Genomic DNA, 24,309 nt, shown 5'->3' with positions numbered 1-24,309 from the left:
TTTCCTATCCCCTCACCCTGTACTGCCCCGGCGTAACCCCGTAAAACTTCTTAAACTGCTTGATAAAATACGAGGGGTCATTGAAGCCTACTGAAAACGCAATATTCCCCACTGCTTCGTCTTTATCCTCTTTCAATAAAACCAGGCTGCGGCGAAGGCGGATCTCCGTCACAAAGTCATTGGGTGTCTGGCCGGTGATCTCTTTGATCTTGGTAAAAAGGGAGCTCCGGCTGATATTCAGCTCCGCCGCAAACTGATCTATGCTGAATTCGGGGTTATCGAGGTGCTTTAAAACCACCTGGGTAGCGTCGTGAATGATCTGCTGGTGCTGCTTATTGCTGGAATACACCTTGTCGGATACCGGGGCCAGCACATCTTTGAGCAGGATCCGGTTATTAATCAGGCTGTTGCAGCGGATGATCAGCTCGCGCGACTCAAACGGCTTCGTAATATAATCATCCGCACCGATCTGCAGGCCTTCCAGCTTCTTTTCGGGTGCTGCAGCCGCTGTCAACAGCACCACGGGAATGTTCCGCGTGGCCAGGTCGGATTTGATCTTCTTGCAGATCTCTATTCCTGAAACGTTCGGGAGCATGATATCCAGCAGCACCAGGTCAGGCATAACGGTTTTCACCTTCTGCATCACCTCTGCCCCGTCAGAAACTGTCACCACATTATACATGGGCAGGAAAAGCTCTACCAGCACATTCTTCAGCTCGGCATTGTCTTCCACAATCAGGATGGTATTCTTTTTCTCCTCATGCCCGGCTACTTCGGCGTCACTTTCGGTCCGGATTTCCTGCAGGGCATTTTCCGGGAAGTCTTCCGGGTTAAAATGCGCTTTCCCCAGGGGCAGGGTAATTTTGAAAGCCGTGCCTTTTCCGAAGTTGCTCAGCACACTGATGGTGCCGTGATGCTGCTCCACAATGTCTTTTACCAGCGCCAGCCCGATCCCCGTTCCGGGATCCAGCGGCTGAATGGAGGAATCCGTATCGCGCACCTGGTAAAACCGGTTAAAAATGCGCGTGATGCTCTCTTCTTTGATCCCCACACCCGTATCTTCCACCGTAATTTCCACGGCATCGACACTCCTTTTGATAATCAGTGAGATGGAGCCCGATGGAGGCGTAAACTTAAAGGCATTCGACAACAGGTTATAAAAGACCTTATCCATCTGGGCGGTGTCAAACCAGGCCTCTATCTTCTCTTCCGTACTTAAAAAAGAGGTATTAATATTCAATGAATTGCCGTAATCCTGGAAAGAAACAAAAATGTGGTGCAGGTATTTCACAATATCCTGGCGGGTCACCTTTAAGCGCACCAGCCCTTCCTCCTGCTTCTTGAAATCCAACAGCTCGTTGATCAGCTTTTTGAGGTTGGCGGCGTTTCTGCGAACGTTCTGCAGTTTGCCCTGCACCGTGGGCGGAATACTGCCGGCCGAGTTGAGCAGCATATCCAGCTGGGCCATGATGAGGGTCACCGGCGTGCGGATCTCGTGCGAAACGTTCATGAAGAAACGCAGCTTCGACTGGTTGACTTCTTCGGCGTGCCGCGACTGGATGTCGGCATTCCGCAGCGAGTCTTTCAGCCTCACCTGCGAATAAAACAGGTACAATACACCCGCCAGCACCAGCGCATAAAACAGCCAGGCATACCAGGCCTTGTAAAACCGGGGTTTTACGATCAGCGTAAGGCCAGCTGCAGCCATTTCGGCACCCGTGGCTGAATAAATGCTGCGTATTTTCAGGTGATACGTGCCCGGCCCCAGGTTAGTGTAGGTGATATTGTTAAACGCCTGCGCTTCTATCCAGTTATCATCAAAGCCCTCCAGCTTATACTGGATCTCCGATTTCAGCGCCTTGATATAATTGGTAATGGCAAAATCAAAAGAAATCACCGAATGGCTTTCGCTCAGCACCAGCGTATCCGTGGTGGTGATGGAGCTTTTCAGGATGCCGTCGTTGTCACCGGGCCTGACCGGCTTATTATTTACGCTCAGCGAGGTCAGAAGAATCTGGTAAGGCTTGGGGTGGTACAGCAGGTCTTTTTCAGAAATGATCATCATGCCCGAGAGGCTGCTCAGGATAATCTCCCCGTTCTTATTGACATACAGGCTTTTTTCATTTAAGGCTTCAAAAGGGAAAAACTGGTGGTTCCGGTAATTGTAAAAGGCTCTTTTGGAAGATTCAAACCGCGACAGGCCACTGTTGGTGCTGATCAGGATATACCCCGTGGCAGATTCTGCTATATCCAGGATATAGTTATCGGCAAGGTCTGAGTTTCCCGTATGAAAATGCTCCGGTGTGCTGCTTTTCCGGTTCCAGCGAAAAAGGCCCTTGCCTGCGCTGCCGATCCACACCTGGTTTTCATGGTCTTCAAAAAACACGGCAGAATTCAGCACCAGGTTTCCGGGTACGGGCAGGAGCTTCCGGCTCTTCAGGTCATACCGGCCTATTGCGCTGCGCACCGAAAACCAGAGCACCTCCTGGCTGTCAATCATCATATCCCACACCTGGCCCTTCCCCAGCTCATGGCCGGGCTCCAGCAGGGGCTTCAGCTCACCGGTTTCCGGGTTATACAGCTGGATGCCGTCGTGCGTACCCAGAAGCAGCAGGTTACCGTAGCGGCTGATTGTTCGTACATATTTATCAATATTCCGGTTCCCGGAGTTCAGCGCTACCCTCTGGATCCGGTGGGTACGCAGATCCAGCCTGTCCAGACCGCCCAAGTGAGAGCCGATCCACAGCGTCTGGCGGGCTTCATCCAGCAGCAGGTCTTTCAGCGTGTTGGAAGAAGGAGTATTCGGGTTTCCGGGCTCGCTCCTGAAATGACGGAACGTGTTTTTGGAAACATCATAATAATTCAGTCCGCCATAATCTGAGCAGATCCAGAGGTTTCCCTTACTGTCTTCCGCCACCTTCCCGATAATGGCGCTGTTCGGCCCCGCATCGGTACCCGTAGGCCGGTAAAAGCGGTTAAACGAAAACTCCGGGTTAAAAATATTGACGCCGCCGAAAAACGTACCGATCCAGAGCGAGCCCTGGCTGTCTTTCCGGATACACCATACCGAAAGGTCGCTTAAAGAATTACTTTCCACGATCGAATGCCGGAAATTCCGGAAGGTTTTAGTCTCCGGGTTAAAGTAATCCAGTCCTTTGAAAGTTCCGATCCAGTAGCCGCCCAGATCATCCTGGCAGATGGCCCGGATGAAATTATCCGACACCGAAGCCGGGTTACGGGTGTCGTGCCGGTAGCTGACGATCTCGTTCCGGGAGTTGATCCGGAAAAGCCCGTCTTCCAGGGTACCCATCCACACACTTTTATTCCGGTCTTCGTAGAGGCAGACCACAAATACCTCATCCATGAGCTTAAACTCCCGTCCGTTCCGGTCCAGGGCCAGCAGCCCGGTGTTGGTGCCCACGTGCAGTGTGCCGTCTGTAGTTTCCAGGAGGGTTCTGATCTGCACCGAGGCCGGGAAGCTTTTGTAGTTTTTCACGGTACCGGTGGCTTCATCGTAATATTTCAGGGTGCTGCCGCTGGCTATCCACACTTTGCCGTTCGCATAGGCAATATTATTTATCCCGTAACGCATCAGCGTTTTGAACTTCTGGGTACGCAGGTCGTACTCCAGCAGGCCCGACTGGCACTGGAGGTAGAGCTTACCCTTCCCGTTGCCGATCACTCTTTGAATATTGTTTCCGAAGAGGCCGGTGGTATCTCCCACCACAGGTTTGAAGGCCTCCGTCTTGCTGCCGTCGTAACGGTTCAGGCCGTCACTTGTGGCAATCCACATCTGCCCGAACTCGTCCTGGTAGAAGTCATGAACGGTAAACTGTGAAAGTCCGTCTCTGACACCGAGGTGCTCAAAGAAAAGGCTCTGTCCCGCTGCCCGGTTAAAAAGAAGCAGGCCTAAAAGAAATAAGGTAACACGAACTTTCATACGAAGGAAAAATAACAGAATAGTACCGGAAAGTACTTAAATAATTCAAAATTAATCAAACCAGGGGCCGGACATGGGAATATCGTCCAAATCTATCCTATTATTATCCAATCAATAAATATATTTATTCAAAGACTATTCTTTTGTAAATATGATTTATCGGCCTATCCTTTCCTTTTTACATTTCTCAATTTTGTAAAAGGTCAACCTTAATCTATCAAACATGAACAACCTTACAAAACACCTGTACATACTGTATGTACTGCTTCTGTTCTTCCCCTTTACCCTTTCCGCTCAGAACCCGGCGGTTTCAGGGACCGTTCAGTCGGAAGGAGGAGAACCTCTCATCGGCGTTTCCGTCACCGAAGTGGCTGGCGGGAAAGCTACCCTGACCGATGTCAACGGCCGGTTTACCCTGCAGGTTTCGTCGCCCAATGCATCCCTGCGGTTTACGTATGTAGGCTACGAGGCAGTAACCGAAGCTTTGAACGGCCGGACGGCTCTTACCATTATCATGAACGAAAACACCGAGGTGCTGGATGAAATAGTGGTGATCGGCTACGGCGTCACCCGGAAAAGCGATCTCACCGGTTCGGTAGCTTCCATCAAATCGGAAAACCTGGAGAAATTCCCCGCGGCCAATGTCACCGAGATGCTCCGCGGGCAGGCGGCCGGTCTGAACGTTACGCTGGATAACTCGGCTCCGGGCGGGGCCTCACGCATCCTGGTGCGGGGCGTGCGTTCGCTCAGCGGCGGCCAGACGCCGCTTTTTATCGTTGACGGCATGATCGTACCGCATATCAATGACCTGAACCCGAACGATGTGGCTTCCATAGAAGTGCTGAAAGATGCATCCTCCCAGGCCATTTACGGTTCACGGGCCTCTAACGGCGTAATATTGGTCACTACCAAAAGAGGAAAAGAAGGAAAGGCCACCGTGGATGTTTCGGCCTATACCGGCTTCCAGGATTACAAACGGAATTTCGACCTGTATTCTCCCGAAGAATTTGCGAAGCTCCGGTTCTGGGCCAAATACACCGAAGGCACCAGCGGAGTGGGTACACCGGATAACATCAACTACCAGGCTGTTATCGATGACGCCATCATGTATGACGCCTACCAGAATGGAAAATACGTCAACTGGGAAGACCTGATGCTGACCAATGCCCCTCAGCAGAAATACGATGTGAGCCTTCGCGGCGGGGCTAAAAATGTAAAATATGCCCTGGCAGCGGGCTATTTCGACCAGAACGGTATCGTTCAGGGCTCGGGATTCCGCCGGGGAAATTTCCGGTCTAATGTAGACTATTCACCGGCCAAATGGGTGGATCTGGGCGTCAATATGTCGTTTAGCAAAGCCGAGATCAACAGCGTGGATGCCAACTTTAACGGGATCCTGACCATGCCGCAGCTGGCCCAGGCCTATGACGCAGACGGAAACCTGCTGAGAGAATCTACTACCTCGGGCGACATCAACCCGCTCTGGCGCGTGCGCGAGTACAAGAGCTCGCAGCTGGACGACTACCTCACCCTGGCGTCTAACATCACCTTCAAGCCGTTCAAAAACTTTTCGTACCGCATCAATGCCAACCTGAGAACCAACAGCCGCGAAACCGGTAATTACCGTACCAAGCTGTACCCCTCTTCTACCGGTACCGGCCAGGTAACCTCTTTTAACCGGAACTCGTTCCTGATAGAAAATGTGGTGAATTATACCGTACCTTTTGTCAGTACCCATCACCGGCTGACGGCCACCCTCATTCACGCTTTTGAGGAAGACCTGCAGAAAACCACGGGCATGAACTTTATCAACTCCACCACCGACATTTTCGACTGGAATGTGGCCGGTGATGCAGAGATATCCGGGGCCATCCGTTCCATCAACAGAACGCGCTCTATGTCATGGGCAGGCCGGGTACAGTACAGCCTGCTGGACCGTTACCTCCTGACCGCTTCAGTGCGCCGCGACGGGGCATCGGTATTCGGCAGCGACAACAAGTGGGCAAACTTCCCCTCCATGGCCCTGGCCTGGCGGATCAACGAAGAAAGCTTCCTGAAAGATGTGCACTGGCTGAACGAGCTCAAAGCCCGGGTAAGCTACGGGGTGGTAGGTAACTGGGCCATTCCGGCCTACCGGACCCTCGGACTCTCTTCATCGTATGAATATCTGTTCGGCGACCAGCTGAGCATCGGCTACCTGCCCTCCAGCCAGCTGATCAACCAGGATCTGAAGTGGGAAACCACCGGCTCGCTGAATTACGGACTTGATTTTGCCGTGCTCCGGAGCCGGATACGCGGTACCCTGGAATACTACAATACCCGGACCAAAGACCTGCTCATCCAGCGTACCGTGCCCTCCATTACCGGCTATAACACCATGTGGGATAACCTGGGAGAAACCAAAAGCTCCGGCTTTGAGCTGACCCTGAACGGCGACGTGGTCCGGAACAAAAACGTGGACTGGAACCTGGGCGCTACCTTCTCTACGCAGAAAAGCGAGATTGTACGGATCGACGGCCGTACCGATGAAAACGGTACCCCGATCAACGATCTGACGAACAACTGGTTCATCGGCCAGCCGATCAACGTAACCTACAACTATGTGTTTGCCGGTATCTGGCAGAAAGGTGAAACCGCCGAACCGCACCAGTACCTGCCGGGCGATGCCCAGCCAAAACCGGGCGACATCAAGATCCTGGATTACAACGGCGACGGCCAGATCACGGTAGACGACCGCAAGGTGTATAACCTCATGCCTGACTGGTACGCCACTTTCAATACTTCGGTAAGGTATAAAAATTTTGATGCGCAGGCCGAGTTCTATACCGTACAGGGCGTGACCAAGAGCAATCCGTATCTCTACGGCTTCAACGAAGGCGGTAGTCTGAATGGTAAAAAGAACGGTATCAAGGTAGATTACTGGACAGAGCAAAACCCGTCTAACACGGCTCCGCGGCCCCAGTTCACGGCCTCCGTGCCTTATATGGGACTGTTAGCGCTGCAGGATGCCTCCTACTTCCGTTTACGGACGGCTACCCTGGGCTATTCCTTTTCGAACAAGGTATTATCAGGGATAAAGGCTACAAGGGCGCGGATCTATGCCACGGCCACCAACATTTTCACGATCACCGATTACAAATCGTACAGTCCTGAAAAAGAGCCGGGCAGCTATCCCGAACCCCGTACCTTCGTACTGGGTCTGAATGTGAGCTTTTAACAACCCAAACTACAGAAACAAATGAAACAATATCTTATCTATATCCTGGGGCTTGCACTGATCACATCATCATGCAAAGACTACCTAACCGAGGTTTCCGAAACCACCTTTACTACGGCCACCCTTTTTGAAACCCCGGAAGGGATAGAAAAAATGGCCGAGTCGATGTACTCCTACGAAAGAGGGCTGAGCCGTAAAGGCAATGCCAACGGTTTCCTGGGCACCCACATCTGGGGCGAAAGAAACACCGATCTCAGCGTTTTTACCACCGGTGATGACGCTAACCTGTGTCGGTTTACGTCGCCCGGCCCTACATCCAACATCCGGAGCCTGATCTACAGCCCGTTCTGGACGCACCGGTATTACATCATCGGACGGGCCAATGAGATCATCCATTTCGGCAGCAATTTCGGGGAACAAACCACCCGCGCCGTAGCAGAGGCCTACTTCTGGAGAGCCTACAGCTACTATGGCCTGTGGTCGCGCTTCTCCCGCCTTTACCTAAGCACAGAGCCGGTAACCAAAGAAAATATGGACGGCATTAAGTACACTCCGGCAGACAGCGCTGCCGTTTTCCAGCTCATGATCTCCGATATCGACAAAGCCATAGAAGGTCTGCCAGTAGCAGACCGGCAGGATGGCCGCCTCACCCAGGATGCCGCCCGCCACATGAAAGCGTTGGTTTCTGCCTGGACACGCAACTGGGAAGAGGTGATCCGGCAAGTGGAGGCCATTGAAAATAACAAGGCACACAGCCTGGTTGGCGACCCCAAAGCCATCTTTGACCGGAAAGACTTTTATAACCTCAGCGAAACCCTGTTCTCGCTTAACTTCTCGCTGGAACGGGGCGGCGGCGAGGGGCACCGCCTGGGTTCGCAGTACATCAACATCATGGCCGAAACCGACTATACGCATAAAATGGTGAACGGTGTGCTGGTCAAATATAACGAAGAAAACCTGGGAAGGCAATGGGGCCTGGCGTATCCGAACAGTTACCTGATGTCGCTGTATCCCAAAAACGACAAGCGCCTCACCGCTTATTACAAAGTAGATTACACCTACCAGAATCCGAACAAGCTGATCACCATACCGATGGCGCAAACCAAAGTAGATGCCCAGACCGGGCGCGAATACCGCACCACGTCTAACACCACTGATGCGCCGGTGAAAGTGGCCATAGGCTCGGTAATCTACGGCAGAGATATATTCGCCGCCACCAATACCAAGATAGACCGGCGGAACCTGCTGCCTTCTTCCATCAAGATGTATGACAAATGGGACAAGCTGATCGATGCCGACGGCCCGGTGAGCTACAAAGACGTGATGGTATTCCGTCTGGCCGAATCCTACCTGCTGGCTGCCGAAGCCGCCGTAAAAACAGGAAACCAGGCCAAGGCCCAGTACTTTTATAACAAAACCTGGCAGCGGGCCGGCAACCCTGCGGTGACTACCCCGGTAACCTTTGAAATGGTGAGAGACGAGCATGCCCGCGAGCTGGCCTTTGAAGGCCGGCGCTGGGATTTCCTGAAAAGAAACGGCATATGGTACACCCAGATGACCCGGTACGCCGGCGACTTCACCAAGTACCCGGGCAGTGCCGTACCGTACAATGCCGGAAGCTACGGGGTGGGCGACGGCCGGGACAAGGCCTTTGGCCCGAATCCGGATTACTACATCGATTTTAACGGTTCGGATAACGACGTGCTGGTGCGGTTCAACGTGAAGCCCTTCCATGTGAACTGGCCTATTCCGCAGGACCAGATCGATGCGATGGGCCCGGAGAATTTCCCGCAGACTACGGGATATTAATTTGGGGATCAGATTGAGATTTAATTTGGCCAGTATGGTGTCCTCTGTCAGTTCGAGCGTAGTCGAGAACCGGGCGATATGCTCATCTCGACTATGCTTGATATGACAGCGAAAAGTACCAGCCGGGACACCAGTAGACAAAGTAGTACGAAGTCTATCCGGTTCTCGACTACGCTCGGTTCTCGACTACGCTCGAACTGACAACAACACCCATACTTACCAGATTAACCCCTCATGACTGAAATATTTCAAAACCTTACCCTTCTTTCTCAACGAGTAAAACATGAAAGCCTCTTTAAGAGTAAAATACATCCTCCTCCTGTCCATGCTGCTTGCCGGCCGTATCCAAGCCCAGAAATTCACCATCAATGAGGCCTGGGCATTTCATAAGGGAGAAAACGGCGACTCTGAAATCATCTCCTTTCCGCATACATGGAACGACCGCGATGTACTGGACGACCAGCCCGGTTTTTTCCGCGGTACCGGCGTTTACACCAAAACCACCCACATCCCGGCAGCCTATAAAAACAAATCGGTTTATATGTATTTTGAAGGAGCCAACCAGGTCACCGACGTCTACATCAACCGGCAGCATGCAGGGCAGCACAAAGGCGGCTACACCCGCTTCAGCTTTGATATCACGCCCTTCCTGAAATTCGGGGAAAGCAACGAGATCAGCATCCGGGTGAACAATGCGCACGACGTCTCCATCCCGCCCCTGAGCGCAGATTTCACCTTTTTTGGCGGCATCTACCGCGATGTATACCTTGACGTAAGGGAAAAAGTACATATTTCACCGCAAGACATGGCCTCTTCCGGCGTGTATATCCGTACACCCAAAGTAAGCCGGACAAGCGCCGATACAGAGATCGAAACCGTACTGAACAATAAAACCTCCGCACGCCAGGAGGTAATTATCGAACACTGTATTCAAAGTCCGGACGGGAAAGAAGCCGGCCGCAGAGAAATCACCGTTCTGCTGGAGCCCCACCAAACCGGCAGGCGGGTCACCTCTGCCCAGACCCTGCGCGATCCGCAGTTGTGGTCTATAGAAACTCCGCAGCTATACCGTGTAAAAACCACCGTAAAAGATAAAAAAAACGGCCGAACCTGGGAAGAAGCCACCCATACCTTCGGCTTACGATGGTTCCGTTTTGATGCCGCTAAAGGCTTCTTCCTGAACGATCAGCCCGTGAAGCTGATCGGCACCAACCGCCACCAGGACTACAAAGAAAAAGGCAACGCCCTGGATGACGCCTTCCATATCCGCGACATCCGCCTGCTGAAAGCCATGGGCGGCAATTTCCTGAGAATATCCCACTATCCCCAGGATCCCCTTATCCTGGAAATGTGTGATCAGCTGGGTATCGTGGCTTCGGTGGAAATCCCGATTGTGAACGCCGTCACCGAAACACAGGCCTTCCTGGATAATTCCGTGTTCATGGCCGAAGAGATGGTCCGGCAGAACTTTAATCATCCTTCGCTGGTCATGTGGTCGTACATGAACGAGGTCATGCTCCGTCCGCCTTACAAGGCCACCGAAGAAGCCTACCTCCCCTACTGCAGGGAAGTGAACCGGCAGGCCCGCGCTATTGAAAACAAAATCCGGGAGCTGGATCCTTCCCGCTACACCATGGTAGCCTTCCACGGCTCCATGAAAGCGTACGAAGATGCCGGGCTCTTTGAGGTTCCCATGATCATCGGCTGGAACTTATACCAGGGCTGGTACAGCGACCGGGTGGAAGACTTTGACCGGTATCTTCTGAATTACCGGGAGAAATATCCGCACAAACCTACCATCCTTTCGGAATACGGGGCCGATGTGGATTCGCGCATCCACAGCTTTCACCCGGAAAGGTTTGATTTCAGCGTGGAATACGGCGACCTGTACCATGAACATTACCTGAAGTCCATCCTGAAATCGGATTTCATCGCCGCGGCGGCGCTATGGAACCTGAACGATTTCCATTCCGAGCTGCGCAAAAATGCCGTACCGCATATCAACAGCAAAGGGATTACGGAAACAGATCGCACGCCGAAAAACACCTATTACCTCTACCAGGTCCGCCTGCTGAAGGAGCCCCTGGTGAAAATCGCTTCGGCCGACTGGCTGAACCGGGCCGGAACCGCCACTTCTTCCGGCGTATGCCTCCAGCCCGTAAAAATCTATTCCAACCGCAGCCCGGTAACGGTATTTCATAACGGCAAAAAAATAGCGGACGTGGAAATTACAGACGGTACAGGCACCGTGGAAATTCCTTTTACCAACGGGAATAATCATTTGGAAGCCCGGCTGGAAAAGGAAAATATAAGCGACATCCTCCGGGTCAATTTTACACTCTATCCCGCCGTTTTATCTTCGGACTTCCGGGAGATCCATGTGCTGATGGGCACCCGGCGATACGTTGAAGAAAAAGAAACCGCCACCCTCTGGATACCGGAGAAGCCCTACGAAACCGGTAGCTGGGGATTCACCGGCGGAGAAGCGCTGCGGCCTAAAACCCGCTTCGGCACGCTCCCGGCAGCGGAAGTCAATGTACTGGGCACCTCGCTCGATCCCATTTTCCAGACCCAGCGGGTAGGCATTGAAACGTTCAAGGCCGACGTGCCTCCCGGAAAATATGCCGTCTACCTCTATTGGGCCGACCTCTCCACCCCGGAAAACGAAGATGCCCTGCCCTACAACCTGGGGAACGATACCCTCCGGGAGAAAACAGAGGAGGGGGTAATGGACGTTTCTGTTAACCGGGTGAAAGTACTTGACGGCTATTCTCCGGCAGCAGAGGCCGGCTTACACCGCGCCGTGATCAAGAAGTTTATAACCGATGTTTCCGGCGAAGGCCTGACGATTGATTTTAAAAGCCGGAAAGGAAATACGATTCTGAATGCGATAAAGATCCTAAAGATTAATTAATATGAGCAAAGAGAAAGAATGGACAATTGATATATCCTTCAACAAGCTCGGGGACACCTAGTCAGGGTGACAATAGCCGGCTCACCTGGAACTCAATACTCATTACTCGGAACTATTTTAAAAAATATGAAAACTACAAGTCTGACTTTACTACTGGTATTAGGCGCCTTGACCGCCACCGCCCAGGAAAACCGGAACTACGTTCCCATACAGGTGGAAGCCAAACCCTGGGTCTCGGGGAATCCGAACACCGAATGGCGGATGTACGAAACACGGATTGTGAAGAACCTGACCGGCTTTACTCCGGCAGGTTCCGTTAAACTGAACGGCTACGGGAGCATAACCGATGCCCCAGAAAAGGCCACGGGGTATTTCCGCACGGCCTATATCAACGGCCGCTGGTGGGTCATTGACCCGGAAGGAAACCGGAATATCCAGGTCACCATCAACTCCCTCAGACCCGGCGGATCCGAAAGAAATGTCCATTATCTGAAAGAGAAATATAAAACTAAGGAAAGCTGGCTGAGCGCCACGGTGGATTCCCTCCAGAAGTTCGGCTTTAACGGAGCCGGCTCCTGGAGCGAAAATGAGATGATCATTAAAAACAATGAAAAAACCGGTCACCGCTTCTCCTACACGCCTAACCTGAACTTCATGAGCAGCTACGGTAAAAAAAGAGGCGGAACCTACCAGCTTCCGGGCAACATCGGCTACCCGAACCAGACCATCTTTGCCTTTGACCCTGAATTTGAAAAATTCTGCGATGAGCACGCCCGGCAGCTGATCCCCTATAAAAACGATCCCAACCTGTTCGGGGTGTTTTCCGATAACGAGCTGCCCATTGGCCTCAAAAACCTGGAAGGCTACCTCAGCCTGGAAAACAAACAGGATCCCGGTTACCTGGCCGCCGCCGCATGGCTGAAAGCCCGCCGGAAGACTGAAAGCGAGATCACCGATGCCGACCGGGCCGACTTTGCCGGCTACGTCACCGAAACCTATTACCGCATCGTTTCCTCGGCCATCAAAAAATACCTGCCCAATCACCTGTTCCTGGGAAGCCGGCTGCACGGCGGAGCCAAGAACATCATCCCGGTGATTAAAGCGGCCGGGAAGTATTGCGACATCGTTTCCCTGAATTATTACGGCGTATGGACGCCCGAAAAAAACAGGATGCAGCAGTGGGCCATGTACGCCGGCAAGCCCTTCATGATCACCGAATTCTACACCAAAGCCATGGATGCCGGCCTGGCCAATACTACCGGCGCGGGCTTCACAGTAAAAACCCAGGCCGACAAAGCCGCCGCCTACCAGCACTTTTGCCTGGAGCTGCTGGAATCGCGCTCCTGCGTGGGCTGGCACTTCTTCAAGTACCAGGATAACGACCCTACCGCCAAAGGGGTAGACCCTTCGAATATCGACTCCAACAAGGGCATCGTGAACAACGAGTACGACTACTACCCGGCCCTCATGAAAGGCATGAAAGAGCTGCACGATAACCGTTACCGGATCATCGAACACTTTGACCGGCTCAAGCCCGGAAACGACTGGAAGCTGGTGTGGAGCGATGAGTTTGACTATACCGGCCTGCCCAATAGCGCCAAATGGACCTATGACACCCGCGGAAACAGCTACGGCTGGGGCAATAACGAACTCCAGTGGTACACCATTGCGAACGAGAAAAACACCTATGTGAGTAACGGCACCCTGAAAATCACAGCCTGGAAAGAGCCCACCTCCGGCAAAAACTACTCGTCAGGAAGGTTAATGACCAAGTACAAGGGCGACTGGCTTTACGGCCGGATCGAGGTGCGCGCCAAAGTCCCCAAAGGAAGCGGCACCTGGCCGGCCATCTGGATGCTCTCTACCGAAAATGAATACGGTAACTGGCCTAAAAGCGGCGAAATAGATATCATGGAGCACATAGGCTCATCGCCGGACACGGTGTTCAGCACCACGCACACCTCCTGGTATAACCATACCAAAAAAACGCAGAAAAAGGGCATCATCAGAGACTCCACACTGACCACCGCCTTCCATACCTATACCCTGGAATGGGACAGGGAACAGTACAAGGTATTTTATGATGACCAACTGATGTTTACCTACAAAAACGACGGCGACGGATGGGAATCCTGGCCGTACAACCGTCCTTTTCACCTCATCCTGAACCTGGCCATCGGCGGAAACCTGGGCGGCAAAAAAGGGGTGGACGACTCCCTTTTCCCGCAAACCTTTGAAGTGGATTACGTGCGGGTGTACCAGCGGGAAAAAGATACGTACAGAAATAAGATAGAGTAAGGTCGCGGTTCTCGAGAACCGAACACAAATGAAATAACAAAAAGTATTGAAACCTGAGTTATAGAATACAGATTGGTAACTTAAATGACCTCAAAGAGTAAACCTCACAACTAATCACTAACAACTAATTATATACGCTTATGAAAAACATTGTTCTGCTATTTTTAGTTGTCTTGTCTGGAGGTACACTTACTTACTCCCAGGAAAAACCAGATAACTTCGACCTCTACCTTCTTATCGGGCAATCCAACATGGCAGGCAGGGGAGTGCCGGACGATTACGTCCTAAACGGCGACAGCATCCTCGTACTGAATGCCGGGCGGCAATGGCAACCGGCCCGGGAGCCCATTCATTTTGATAAACCTGCGGCCGGAACCGGGCTTGCAGCTTCATTTGCCATGACCCTTCTCCCTTCTTCCCGGAACCGCATCGGCCTGATTCCCTGTGCCATTGGCGGAACTTCCATCAGTGCCTGGAAAGCCGGAGCGATAGACCCCGCCACCGGGAAACGGCCTTACGATGAAGCCATAGCCCATGCTACCGAAGCCCTCCGGTCGGGTAAAATAAAAGCCATTCTCTGGCATCAGGGAGAGTCAGACACCCAGCCTCAGCGCACCACCACCTACCGGACCGACTTCGAAAAGCTGATGGAAAACCTGCATCATGACCTCGGAATAACGCCGGGGAGCATCCCGGTCATAGTGGGTGAGCTGGGTATCTTTCCGCACGAGGGAAATCATCACGAAGGAAGAAGAAAAATTAATGAAGTGCTGCATGAGCTGGCCTGCCGCCACAGCTACATTACCTGTGTTTCTTCGGCCGGGTTAAATCATGTGGGCGACTACACCCATTTTGATACGGCCTCCCTGAGAGAGCTGGGCCGGAGATATGCGGAGGCCCTGACCCGGTATACGACCAAACCCTGAAATCGCATCATCATGAAAAATCTGAAAAATATCCTGGCTCTGTTGAGCATTCTTCCCGGCCTGGCCTGTTCTGATCCGTCACCGCAGGAAAACCGGCCAGACAGCCCTGGAACTAATCCCCCGGCAAAGGAAGAAGATAACAGAACGGATATGTACATAGATTACATCCGGATTTACCAGAAAGGAGAAGACGGTGAAAAGCTGATCAGGCCGTGAGCATGCTTCCTGCATGCTGCACGAGTGCTAAAACTACTGAACGGGAAAGAGGCTTCAGGCACGGATCACCTTCTCAAAAGCTCTCCGGGCACTGCCCCTGAAATACACTTCACCGCAGTAGGTGTAGCCCAGCTTATCCAGAATGTGCAGCATGGGGCCGTTATCAAAATTGGTATCCACCTTGACGCTGTAAACCTTATTTGCTTTTGCTATTTCTTCCAGTTCCGTGAAGAAAAATTGGGCCACACCCTTGCCTTTAGCCAGCGGCGAGGCCGCTACGCGGTGAACGCCCACGTATTCGTCATCGGTCAGCCATTTGCCTTCGATATCGTTATAGGCCGGTTCCACATCAAAAATGATGGCACCGTAAGCCAGCAAAGTGCCTTCATCATCTACCACATACGAATAGCCTTTTTCAAAATCGGCACGGATAGAATCCGGGTTAGGGTAGCCATCCTGCCACTGCCGGCTGCCATCCTGCCTGCGGCGTTCTATTGCATATTGAATAATTTCCCAGATAGCGGGCAGCTCACTTTCCAGGGCTTTTCTTAATACCATTGTTTTACGGTTTTCGGTAGCCCAAAAATAGGAAATTTTATGTTAATATTTTATCCGGCGTAACCGGCAGATCGCGCAGCCGTTTCCCGGTGGCGTTATAAATGGCATTGGTGATGGCCGCTGCCACACCGATGATCCCCACCTCGCCCAGTCCTTTGGCACCCGAAGGATTAATATTCACATCGGGCTTGTTGATAAACGCCACTTCAATGACCGGGGTATCGGCATTTACCGCAAAATGATACCCGGCCAGGTCATTGGCAATTAACCCGCCCACACGGGTATCGATCTGCATCTCCTCCATCAGGGCCATGCCTATGCCGCCCGTTACTGCGCCCGACATCTGGTTAGCTGCCGCCTGGGCATTAATGATCTTGCCCCCATCCGCCACACAAACGTATTTTTCAATCTTCACCCGGCCGGTACGGCGGTTTACACGGAGCTTCGCAAAATGGGCCGACGTAGAGCAGAAAGCAAATTTCTGCCGCTCTTCGCCCGGTCCGGAGCTGGCCTCCAGCTCCAGGGTTTTCAGATCGTTCTTTTCCCATATCTGCAGGTAGCTCACTACAGTACCGGGATTGGTTTTTAAAGCTATACCCTTATCAGTCAACTGCACCTCATCGGCTTTAAGGCCCTGAAATGCCGGGTTAATGCCCGCCGCATATTCTGCCAGGCGGGTTTTCAGGTCATTGCTGACCGCCACCACCGCGCCGCTCACCGAAGAGAGCCCCGTACTGCCTCCCTGGCTGGGCGCCGCAGGCAGGCTGGAATGTCCCAACTCTACCGTAATTTTATTTTTAGGAATGCCCGTTACTTCATGCGCGATATTCCGCATGCCGGTGCCCGTACCCGTACCGATATCGGTCATGGCGATACGCACCGACACGCTGCCGTCTTTCTGCATCACAATACCCGCGCTGGCATTGCCTCTTCCGGCATTCCACGCCCCTACGGCCATGCCGTAGCCCGTGGCCCAGTCGTCCTCCATAAGCTGCAAAGGCTTCGATGGACGTTTTTCCCAGCCTATCATCCGCGCCCCGGTTTCAATACACTCGTTCATGTAATTGGTAGACCAGGGCAGGCCGCTGTTAGGATGCTTATCAATGGCCGTGTTCTTCAGGCGCAGCGCCACGGGATCCATGTTCAGCGCATAGCTCAGTTCATCGATGGCGCTTTCTATGGCAAAATCCCCGGTGCAATCGCCCGGCCCCCGCATCCAGGTAGGGGTGCTGAGGTTCAGCGGCACCAGTGCCCCTTCGGTCCTCAGGTTAGGAATATGATAGATGAGGCGGGTCACCCCGGTGATCCATTCGTTAAAATCCTCGTAAGTGGATGTGCCGTTCATGGCCTGGTGCCAGCCGCCCAGGAAACGACCCTCCCGGTCAGCCCCCAGCTTTACTTTCTGCCACGACGCCGGCCGGTAGCCCGTCAGCATAAACATTTGTGGCCGGGTAAGCATCAACTTCACCGGGCGCTTCACCATTTTTGCGGCCATCGCCGCCGCCAGGGTGTTAGACCATACCCGCAGCCCCGAACCGAAGCCCCCGCCCACAAACTCGCTGAACACTTCAATATTTTCAGCCGGGAGGTCAAAAACCCGCCCGACGGTCCGTTGTACATTATTCACCCCCTGGTTTTTATCGTATAGCCTCAGGCGATCGGCAGCCACCCAGTGGGCAATGGTCGCATGCATCTCCATAGGGTTATGGATTTCCGCCGCTATGGTATACTCGGCTTCCACGGTAGCGGCAGCGTGAGTCCAGGCCTCCATACTTCCTCTTTCCTTTCCGGCAGGGGTGAGCGCCGTCTTTTTCCGTACCTGGTCAAAGTCTACCTCAAACGGTTCCTGTACATACTCCCCTTCTATCAGCGAGGCGGCATAGGTGGCTTCTTCCAACGTGCGGGCCACCACCAGGGCTATCGGCTGACCTTTGAAGAAAATCTTGTCGGTATGAAAAACGGCCAGTCCCAGCCGGGATTCCCGTATTTTCGTTTCATCGGAAAGCCCCGGAACCACCGGTTTGTTCAGATGGGTAAGGATTTCTATCACCCCCTCCGCCTCTTTTGCTTTCTCCACTTTTACCGATTTCAGCTTCCCGGCCGCTACCGTGCTTACGGCAAACACGCCGTAGCATACTTCCTCCACCGGGTACTCGGCTGCATATTTCCCTCTGCCGGTTACTTTCTCCCGGGCTTCCACCCGCCCGTCTGCGGGCATTCCATCATTATCAAAGAAACTCATAGCTATTAAAGAGGGGTTATACAATTTTGTAAGGCCGTTTCCACGGCTCCTTTCAGCATCGGTACCTTAAAGGCATTTCCGGCCAGGGGCTTTATCCCTTTCACTACCCGTTCTGCCGCGCCGGCAAACACCTCTGTCGAGGGCGCTTTCCCTTTCAGAAACTCCTCCGCCTCATACCAGCGCCAGGGTTTATGCGCCACCCCGCCCGAAGCCAGCCGAGCCGCCGTGATCTTCCCGTTCTCCAGGTGCAATGCCGCCGCCACTGAAACCAGGGCAAAGGCATAGGACGTCCGGTCGCGCAGTTTCAGGTAGGCAAAATGCCTGTTAAAAGGATTCTCAGGGATATACACCTGCGTAATCAGCGCATTTTCCGGGAGGGTGTTATCTTTCCAGGGCGTGGCTTCCGGCAGCTTATGAAAATCACGAAAAGGCACGCTTTTCTCCTTCTTATCCGGGGTCATTATTCTCACCTCTGCATCCAGCGCCGCCAGGGCCACGCACAGGTCAGACGGATGCACCGCCACGCACTGCTCGTTATAGCCCACAATGGCGCTCATCCGCTCGGCTCCGTTCAGGGCACCGCAGCCGCTGTCAGGCCTGCGTTTATTGCAGGGGCTGCTCACATCGTAAAAATACGGACACCGCGTGCGTTGCAGCAGGTTCCCGCCCACACTGGCCATATTCCTGATTTGGGGGGAAGCCCCGGCCAGCACGGCCCGGGCCACCAGCGGATAGCGCGCCAGGATATCCTTGTTCAGGGTCAGGTCGGTATTCCGGGCCATGGCTCCTATCAGAAGGCCTTTGCCTGATACGGCAATGTCTTTGGGTAAAGCAGCAGACACGTCCAGCAGCGCCTCCGGCTGGACAATATGCTTCTTCATCAGGTCTACCAGGTTAGTACCGCCGGCAATAAATTGCACCTCCGGTTTCTTATCTTTCAGGGCTTCCGCCGCGTTATTCACTTTATGAAATGCAAAGGGTCTCATCGGGCAGCAACTTTTTGGATGGACTGAACTATACCGTTATACGCACCACAGCGGCAAAGATTTCCGCTCATAAACTCCTTGATCTCCTCCACCGAGCCGGTGTGCCCCTCTTTCACACAGGCTACGGCCGACATGATCTGTCCGGGCGTGCAATACCCGCACTGGAAGCCGTCGCATTCGATAAACGCCTGCTGCATGGGGTGAAGATGATCCCCGTCGGCCAGCCCTTCAATGGTGGTTACCTCCTGCCCGGGCACCATAGCGGCCAGGGTAAGGCAGGAAAGCGCCCGCTCACCGTTGATATGCACGGTACACGCGCCGCACTGCCCGTGGTCACATCCTTTTTTGGATCCGGTAAGGCCCAGGTTTTCACGAAGGAGATCGAGCAGGGTGGTCCGGCTGTCGGCCAGCACCTCATACTCCTGCTTATTTACCTTTACTTTCAGCGGAAGCATCTGCCGGGGCGGCAGAACCACATTTTCCACATCTACATAAAAAGCTTTTACTCCTGCCGGAAGCGCCGCCAGGGCCGTAAAAGCAGCCGACGACTTCAGGAAGAAGCGCCTGCTGTAATGCTGTTTATTCATGCCCAAGAAATTAAAACCGATTCAATTTAAGAAAATACCGGCAAAAGCACTACAAAAACAGATGGCTGAATGTAAAAATATTGTTTCTTCACAGGCCTGGAATCCTGTGCTTCGGAATGCATAACGGAAGTATCTTCACGGGTAGGATTATAGATCCCAGGATCTGGAAAACTCCTGGTCCTGGAAAGCCTCGGCCAGTCCCGTGATCTGCCTTAACCGGAGCACCTCATCCGGATCCATGCCCAGCTCTTCCCCGATTCGGTAATTCGACCAGTCGTTACGTTTCAGAAAGGCCACCAGCTTAGCCGACAGCTCTACCTGGTGAGTTCCGCGGGCCATATTGTGGCGGACAGTGGAAGCTACCCGGCTTTCCAGGTTTTTGCTCAGTGTCGATACGGGCAGGTATCCCTTCAAACCTCTCCGGATATCTTCTGTTTCCCTGCATACGGCCGTACGGTGAAACCCGTCTACCACCACCCATTTTTCTCCTTTTTTCTCGGATGCCACTACCACAGGCATGGTCAGTCCGTCTTTTCGTATGGAAAGCTCCAGGAGCCTCATTTCGGGTGGAGCCACTTTATTCGGGTTATAGTCATTGCCTTCTACCTGCTCAATAGGCACAAGGTGAATATTCAGGGCAGGATGCTCCAGGCCCAGAAAATCGTAGAGCTGCTGCGTGATACGGTTGTACACCTCCACTTTCTCTTCGAAAGAAGCATTCTTATACTGTTCAATGATCTTGGTTAACATAGGTCGTATAGTGAGGAATCTTTAAAAATATATTTAACTGTTTTTCCATTTCCCGTTTGGTTTGGGCAAAGGAGAGCCCTTTGCACCAATAATCATTTTTCAGGAGCACCCTGCAGATTCTTCGCCACGAGGGGGCTTTACGCATGGATTCCATCCTGGAATCTGCCACCTCCGGGATACCCTCCTTATAGCCATGCGTCTTCCAGTACTCCAGGAATTTATTGATCTTGGAAAGATAATGTTCCCGGAGATAGGGCGGCATGGTGCTCAGTAAAAAATAGGAATAGCTTTTATAGGTATGGTTTTCCGGCAGGGTCATTTTAAAATTTCCGAAAATCGTACGGCTGTTCTCTGAATACCGGTTGCCAAAATTCGCCCCCTCTACCCGGTTCACTACCTTATTCCAGGTTTCCGGCTCCAGTATTTTATACAGGTACAGCCCCTTTCGCTGGTCATCTCCGTAGGGCTGGCACAGCCTCATCTGCGACAGCGGCACACCGGCCAGGTACATGAGATCATAAATTTTATTATAGTCAAATTTATACCTGCCGTTAGCTATCCAGATATCTCTCGTTTTCCAGTCATAAATGGGGTAAAAATTATACAGATCAGGGGCAATACACGTGCTCCACTGCTTTCTTTTATAGCGCTTCTTATCAAAATTACCGATAGTCCGGAAACGGTTATAGCTTTCATCCGTACGGATGCCCACCAGGCAGGCGGTATCTTTCCCTTCGGAAAACCATGTTCCAAACTCAATCACAAACTCTTCAAACTCCATTCCCTTCCTGAAAAAGGAGAAATAATCCGGGTCTTTGATAACCGAAGGATGATCAGGATAAGACCTGACCCAGGCATCCTGCTTGTCCTGATCCCAGCATACCCAATGGGGCTGATACTGGCTGACCGCATTACGTAAATGGATCGGAAGACATACCCAGTACGCATTCACTTCAGGCCGGGAGACCATGCGCGTGATATAGTCAATGGTATGAGAATATTGTGCTTCCAGGTCAACGATCAGCACATTCACCGGCAGCTTGTTATGTTTCCGGGCTGCTTCTATGGCAAGATGTAGCATTACACCACTGTCTTTACCCCCGCTGAAGGTAGTATACACCTTGGTAAACCTGGAATAAACCAGGTCCAGCCGCTCCAGCGACGCCTCAAAAACATTTTTTTTCTGATATATTTTTCGCATGGACAGCTGTTTATAAACCTGTGTATCTTTAAATCCATTTTGAATTAAAGGGAAAATATTTATTTGAACAAGATTTTCCCGGAAAATTGCAGTCTGGTGACCAGAGGCCAAAACAACTGAGACAATATGAGTCGTCTGAAAAAAAATTTCGGGAACAGCTTCAATTATCAGGCCTTAAAGCAGCAGCCGGCTCAGATTTCATAAAAATATAGAGCACCCTATTGCCCCGATTAAATCATTTTTCTACCTTTGCATCACTTTTGAGAAAAGCAGCACCTGCTGATTTCAATAGGTCTTCCGATAACTATCGGAACTACAGTTGGTTAGAGCACCTGACTCTTCCGATAGCTATCGGAACAGGTGGTGGATTGAAAATAAAATATTTGAGCTGGTCTTCCGATAACTATCGGAACTACAGTTGGTTAGAGCACCTGACTCTTCTGATAGTTATAAGAATAGGTGATTGATTGAAAATAAAATATTTGAGCGGTCCTATAGCTCAGTTGGTTAGAGCACCTGACTCATAATCAGGTGGTCCCTGGTTCGAGCCCAGGTGGGACCACAAAGCCTCTCCGAATGGAGGGGCTTTTTATCTTAAAATCCATACACATGAAAGACGTCTGCTGCTACATTTTACATTCTGAAAAGCTATCCCGCTTTTATATTGGAGCCTGTCAACAATCGCTCCCTTTAAGAATCCAGAAGCATAACACTGCATTCTACGGAATGAAGCACTTTTCAGCCAGAACCAGCGACTGGGTCCTGTTTCTTAGAATTGATGCCGTCGACTACCCTCACGCCCTCAGAATTGAGCGAAAAATCAAAGCCATGAAAAGTGCTGTTTTTATCCAAAATCTTAAGCGCTTCCCTGAGCTAATTATTAAGATCAAAAACGAAACTTCACTATATCTCCAACCATGAAATACATACTTATCAGAGATTACCCATAACGTTCATAAAGGATATTTAACTTTAACAGGAGCAATTATCAAATGAATCATCACCTTAAATAAACAATATTCGCTACCTTCCGCTGCCCTTCATGATCAAACTGCTTGTTATCAGAAGGGTAATTCACAATACCCTTCCCTTTGATATACAGCGTACTGCTTCCTCCCCCGTCTAAATTCATAGCATCTTTTGCGCCCAGCCACTTCATTACCCGGGCTAATTCCATCAGCGACATGCCGTAAGCCTTACTGTTTCTCCCATCCACCACTATTAAAATCAGCTTGTGGTTCTTCTGGACAGCCATGGCCGTTCTGGGGTGCCGGTTGGAATTAAAGGGATTGCCGTCAAGAGCAATACTGCTTCCGTTCAAAACCAGCAGCGGCCCGGAAAGCATTACATTTTCTGCCGTTGACTGCTCTGTATTTTCCGGGGTAGCGGCTTGTATAGTTATCTTTTTCTTATGGAGAGTCAATACGGCATTCGCCCGGGCTGATGGGGTACGCGTGAGGTTGACCACCTTCCCGTCTACTTTGATGTAGTCTACCGCACCGCCGTTTTTCACATCAAAAAAACCGCCGTTGATGGCTACCAAAACCCGGTTTTCTTCGGCAAAGGCGCTCGTAGTTTTAAGCACTTTAGGATCCGCCGCCAGATGTACGCGTTTGGCCTGTTTTTTCAGATCCACTTCCACATAGTTGATTTCCTGTTCACTATCAAACAGATCGGTAAAATGCCCCTGTTTCCATACCACACCCTTAGCTATCTTCTCCGTTTTCCAGTCTTTACTCACCACTGACAGCGAGTCTTTTGCGTTTTGGGCGGAAGCTGCAAAGGAAATACAGCATAACAGGTAAAAAATACGTTTGTTCATATATTTAAGAAATGGTATTATAGTCTTTCTCTTTTTGAAAGATGTAAATGTATTCTAAACACCTCAACGTCTCTTTCAAGCTTCTCTCTTCTTTCGGTTCCCTTTGCTCCGTAAATGCGATCTTTTATATCTGCCCAGCTTTTGGTATCCATTTTCCTTGGTTTTTTACTTGTAGCATTCATATCACTCCGAATATAAACATTGTAATTAATACCGAAATTACTCCCTTGCTGAACTTCAATTTTTGGTCCTTTATTCGAATCCCTATAATTAAAACCATAATTCCGAGTATTGATTTAAGCCCTGTTTTCCAAATCGGATAAGCGGTTAGCTCTGAATTAGAAACGGGTTCAACAGTCCGGATCAGTGTATAACAAATCACAAAGACTCCCGTTCCGATTATCAAAATTCCGTAATCTTTTATTCGTTCGGTTTGGGGTTGCTTTGAGAATTGTATGGCAAAATAAAGCAATACGATACCGCCTGTTATCTTAAGAAACAACATCGGGTTTTGCAATAAGTGCTGTTGGTTAATGCCATAAAAAACCAAGTCCGTTAAGTATTGATTCAGAATCAAAAATCCTGGAACTATCAGAACCGTAATTATAAAAATCCGCGAAAAACGTTCTCCATTAATTTTTCCAAGAAGCAAAGAGAAAAAAGCGGCGGCAGAAGCTATAAATAATGCAACGCTGAATAAGTAAGTACCGAAATATTCAAATCCGTTAACAAGATTTATAATTTCAAGAACTGAAAAAACCAGAGAAATTCCGATCAAAATCCAGTCGAAATATTTATTCGAAAATGTTTGTTTAATGCTACCCATAAAGCGGATAAAATTTC

16 protein-coding genes and 1 tRNA gene are annotated in these 24,309 nt (G+C 51.2%); 7 read left to right on the top strand and 10 right to left on the bottom strand.

The window, feature by feature from the left end; translation table 11 throughout:
- Positions 1-4: 4 nt before the first annotated feature.
- Positions 5-3,940 (bottom strand): hybrid sensor histidine kinase/response regulator transcription factor, encoded by a 3,936-nt coding sequence (locus tag AB2U10_RS11710; protein WP_367914803.1) that lies wholly within the window; start codon positions 3,938-3,940, stop codon positions 5-7.
- 223 nt (positions 3,941-4,163) lie between these two features.
- Here AB2U10_RS11710 and AB2U10_RS11705 point away from each other — a divergent pair, with 223 nt between their 5' ends.
- The 6 genes from AB2U10_RS11705 (at position 4,164) to AB2U10_RS11680 (ending at position 15,320) form a co-directional block, all read left to right on the top strand.
- Positions 4,164-7,157 carry a SusC/RagA family TonB-linked outer membrane protein gene (locus AB2U10_RS11705; protein ID WP_367914804.1) on the top strand — a complete coding sequence of 998 codons (2,994 nt, stop codon included), beginning with the start codon at positions 4,164-4,166 and terminating at the stop codon, positions 7,155-7,157.
- Positions 7,158-7,178: 21 nt separating this feature from the next.
- Entirely contained in the window at positions 7,179-8,966 is a 1,788-nt protein-coding gene (locus AB2U10_RS11700; protein ID WP_367914805.1) for a RagB/SusD family nutrient uptake outer membrane protein, read from the top strand.
- Between the two features lie 283 nt (positions 8,967-9,249).
- The gene (locus AB2U10_RS11695; protein ID WP_367914806.1) at positions 9,250-11,880 is read left to right on the top strand and encodes a glycoside hydrolase family 2 TIM barrel-domain containing protein; all 2,631 of its coding nucleotides are present in this window, start codon (positions 9,250-9,252) and stop codon (positions 11,878-11,880) included.
- A gap of 126 nt (positions 11,881-12,006) precedes the next feature.
- Positions 12,007-14,178 (top strand): family 16 glycosylhydrolase, encoded by a 2,172-nt coding sequence (locus AB2U10_RS11690; protein WP_367914807.1) that lies wholly within the window; start codon positions 12,007-12,009, stop codon positions 14,176-14,178.
- Positions 14,179-14,318: 140 nt separating this feature from the next.
- Positions 14,319-15,104, top strand: a complete 786-nt coding sequence (locus AB2U10_RS11685; protein ID WP_367914808.1) for a sialate O-acetylesterase — start codon at positions 14,319-14,321, stop codon at positions 15,102-15,104.
- 12 nt (positions 15,105-15,116) lie between these two features.
- A complete protein-coding gene (locus AB2U10_RS11680; RefSeq protein ID WP_367914809.1) occupies positions 15,117-15,320 on the top strand; it encodes a hypothetical protein in 204 nt (67 codons plus the stop codon).
- 54 nt (positions 15,321-15,374) lie between these two features.
- Here the strand turns inward: AB2U10_RS11680 and AB2U10_RS11675 are convergent, their stop codons facing one another.
- From AB2U10_RS11675 to AB2U10_RS11650, 6 genes are all read right to left on the bottom strand, one after another.
- Positions 15,375-15,878: a GNAT family N-acetyltransferase gene (locus tag AB2U10_RS11675; RefSeq protein ID WP_367914810.1), complete on the bottom strand. Its 504-nt coding sequence runs from the start codon at positions 15,876-15,878 to the stop codon at positions 15,375-15,377.
- Positions 15,879-15,915: 37 nt separating this feature from the next.
- Positions 15,916-18,120: a xanthine dehydrogenase family protein molybdopterin-binding subunit gene (locus AB2U10_RS11670; RefSeq protein WP_367914811.1), complete on the bottom strand. Its 2,205-nt coding sequence runs from the start codon at positions 18,118-18,120 to the stop codon at positions 15,916-15,918.
- A 5-nt stretch (positions 18,121-18,125) separates the two neighbouring features.
- Entirely contained in the window at positions 18,126-19,106 is a 981-nt protein-coding gene (locus AB2U10_RS11665) for an FAD binding domain-containing protein (protein WP_367914812.1), read from the bottom strand.
- Positions 19,103-19,693 carry a (2Fe-2S)-binding protein gene (locus AB2U10_RS11660; protein WP_367914813.1) on the bottom strand — a complete coding sequence of 197 codons (591 nt, stop codon included), beginning with the start codon at positions 19,691-19,693 and terminating at the stop codon, positions 19,103-19,105. Before AB2U10_RS11660 ends, AB2U10_RS11665 begins: the two co-directional genes overlap by 4 nt.
- A gap of 147 nt (positions 19,694-19,840) precedes the next feature.
- On the bottom strand, positions 19,841-20,443 hold the full coding sequence (locus AB2U10_RS11655; RefSeq protein ID WP_367914814.1) for an IbrB-like domain-containing protein: 603 nt from the start codon (positions 20,441-20,443) through the stop codon (positions 19,841-19,843).
- Positions 20,424-21,644: a phosphoadenosine phosphosulfate reductase gene (locus AB2U10_RS11650; RefSeq protein WP_367914815.1), complete on the bottom strand. Its 1,221-nt coding sequence runs from the start codon at positions 21,642-21,644 to the stop codon at positions 20,424-20,426. Before AB2U10_RS11650 ends, AB2U10_RS11655 begins: the two co-directional genes overlap by 20 nt.
- 488 nt (positions 21,645-22,132) lie before the next feature.
- Here AB2U10_RS11650 and AB2U10_RS11645 point away from each other — a divergent pair.
- Positions 22,133-22,206: transfer RNA gene (locus AB2U10_RS11645), tRNA-Ile, on the top strand.
- A gap of 438 nt (positions 22,207-22,644) precedes the next feature.
- Here AB2U10_RS11645 and AB2U10_RS11640 read toward each other — a convergent pair.
- The 3 genes from AB2U10_RS11640 to AB2U10_RS11630 are packed head-to-tail and all read right to left on the bottom strand — an operon-like array spanning position 22,645 to position 24,292.
- Positions 22,645-23,466, bottom strand: coding sequence for a phosphodiester glycosidase family protein (locus AB2U10_RS11640; protein WP_367914816.1), 822 nt, complete (start codon positions 23,464-23,466; stop codon positions 22,645-22,647).
- A 17-nt stretch (positions 23,467-23,483) separates the two neighbouring features.
- Positions 23,484-23,618 (bottom strand): hypothetical protein, encoded by a 135-nt coding sequence (locus tag AB2U10_RS11635; RefSeq protein ID WP_367914817.1) that lies wholly within the window; start codon positions 23,616-23,618, stop codon positions 23,484-23,486.
- Positions 23,619-23,644: 26 nt separating this feature from the next.
- On the bottom strand, positions 23,645-24,292 hold the full coding sequence (locus AB2U10_RS11630) for a hypothetical protein (RefSeq protein WP_367914818.1): 648 nt from the start codon (positions 24,290-24,292) through the stop codon (positions 23,645-23,647).
- Positions 24,293-24,309: the final 17 nt, after the last annotated feature.

The sequence above is a fragment of the Leadbetterella sp. DM7 genome, from assembly GCF_040829825.2.
Taxonomy (GTDB): domain Bacteria; phylum Bacteroidota; class Bacteroidia; order Cytophagales; family Spirosomataceae; genus Leadbetterella.
The sequence above is the reverse complement of the archived record's forward strand: the minus strand, read 5'-3'. Positions and strand labels throughout refer to the sequence as shown.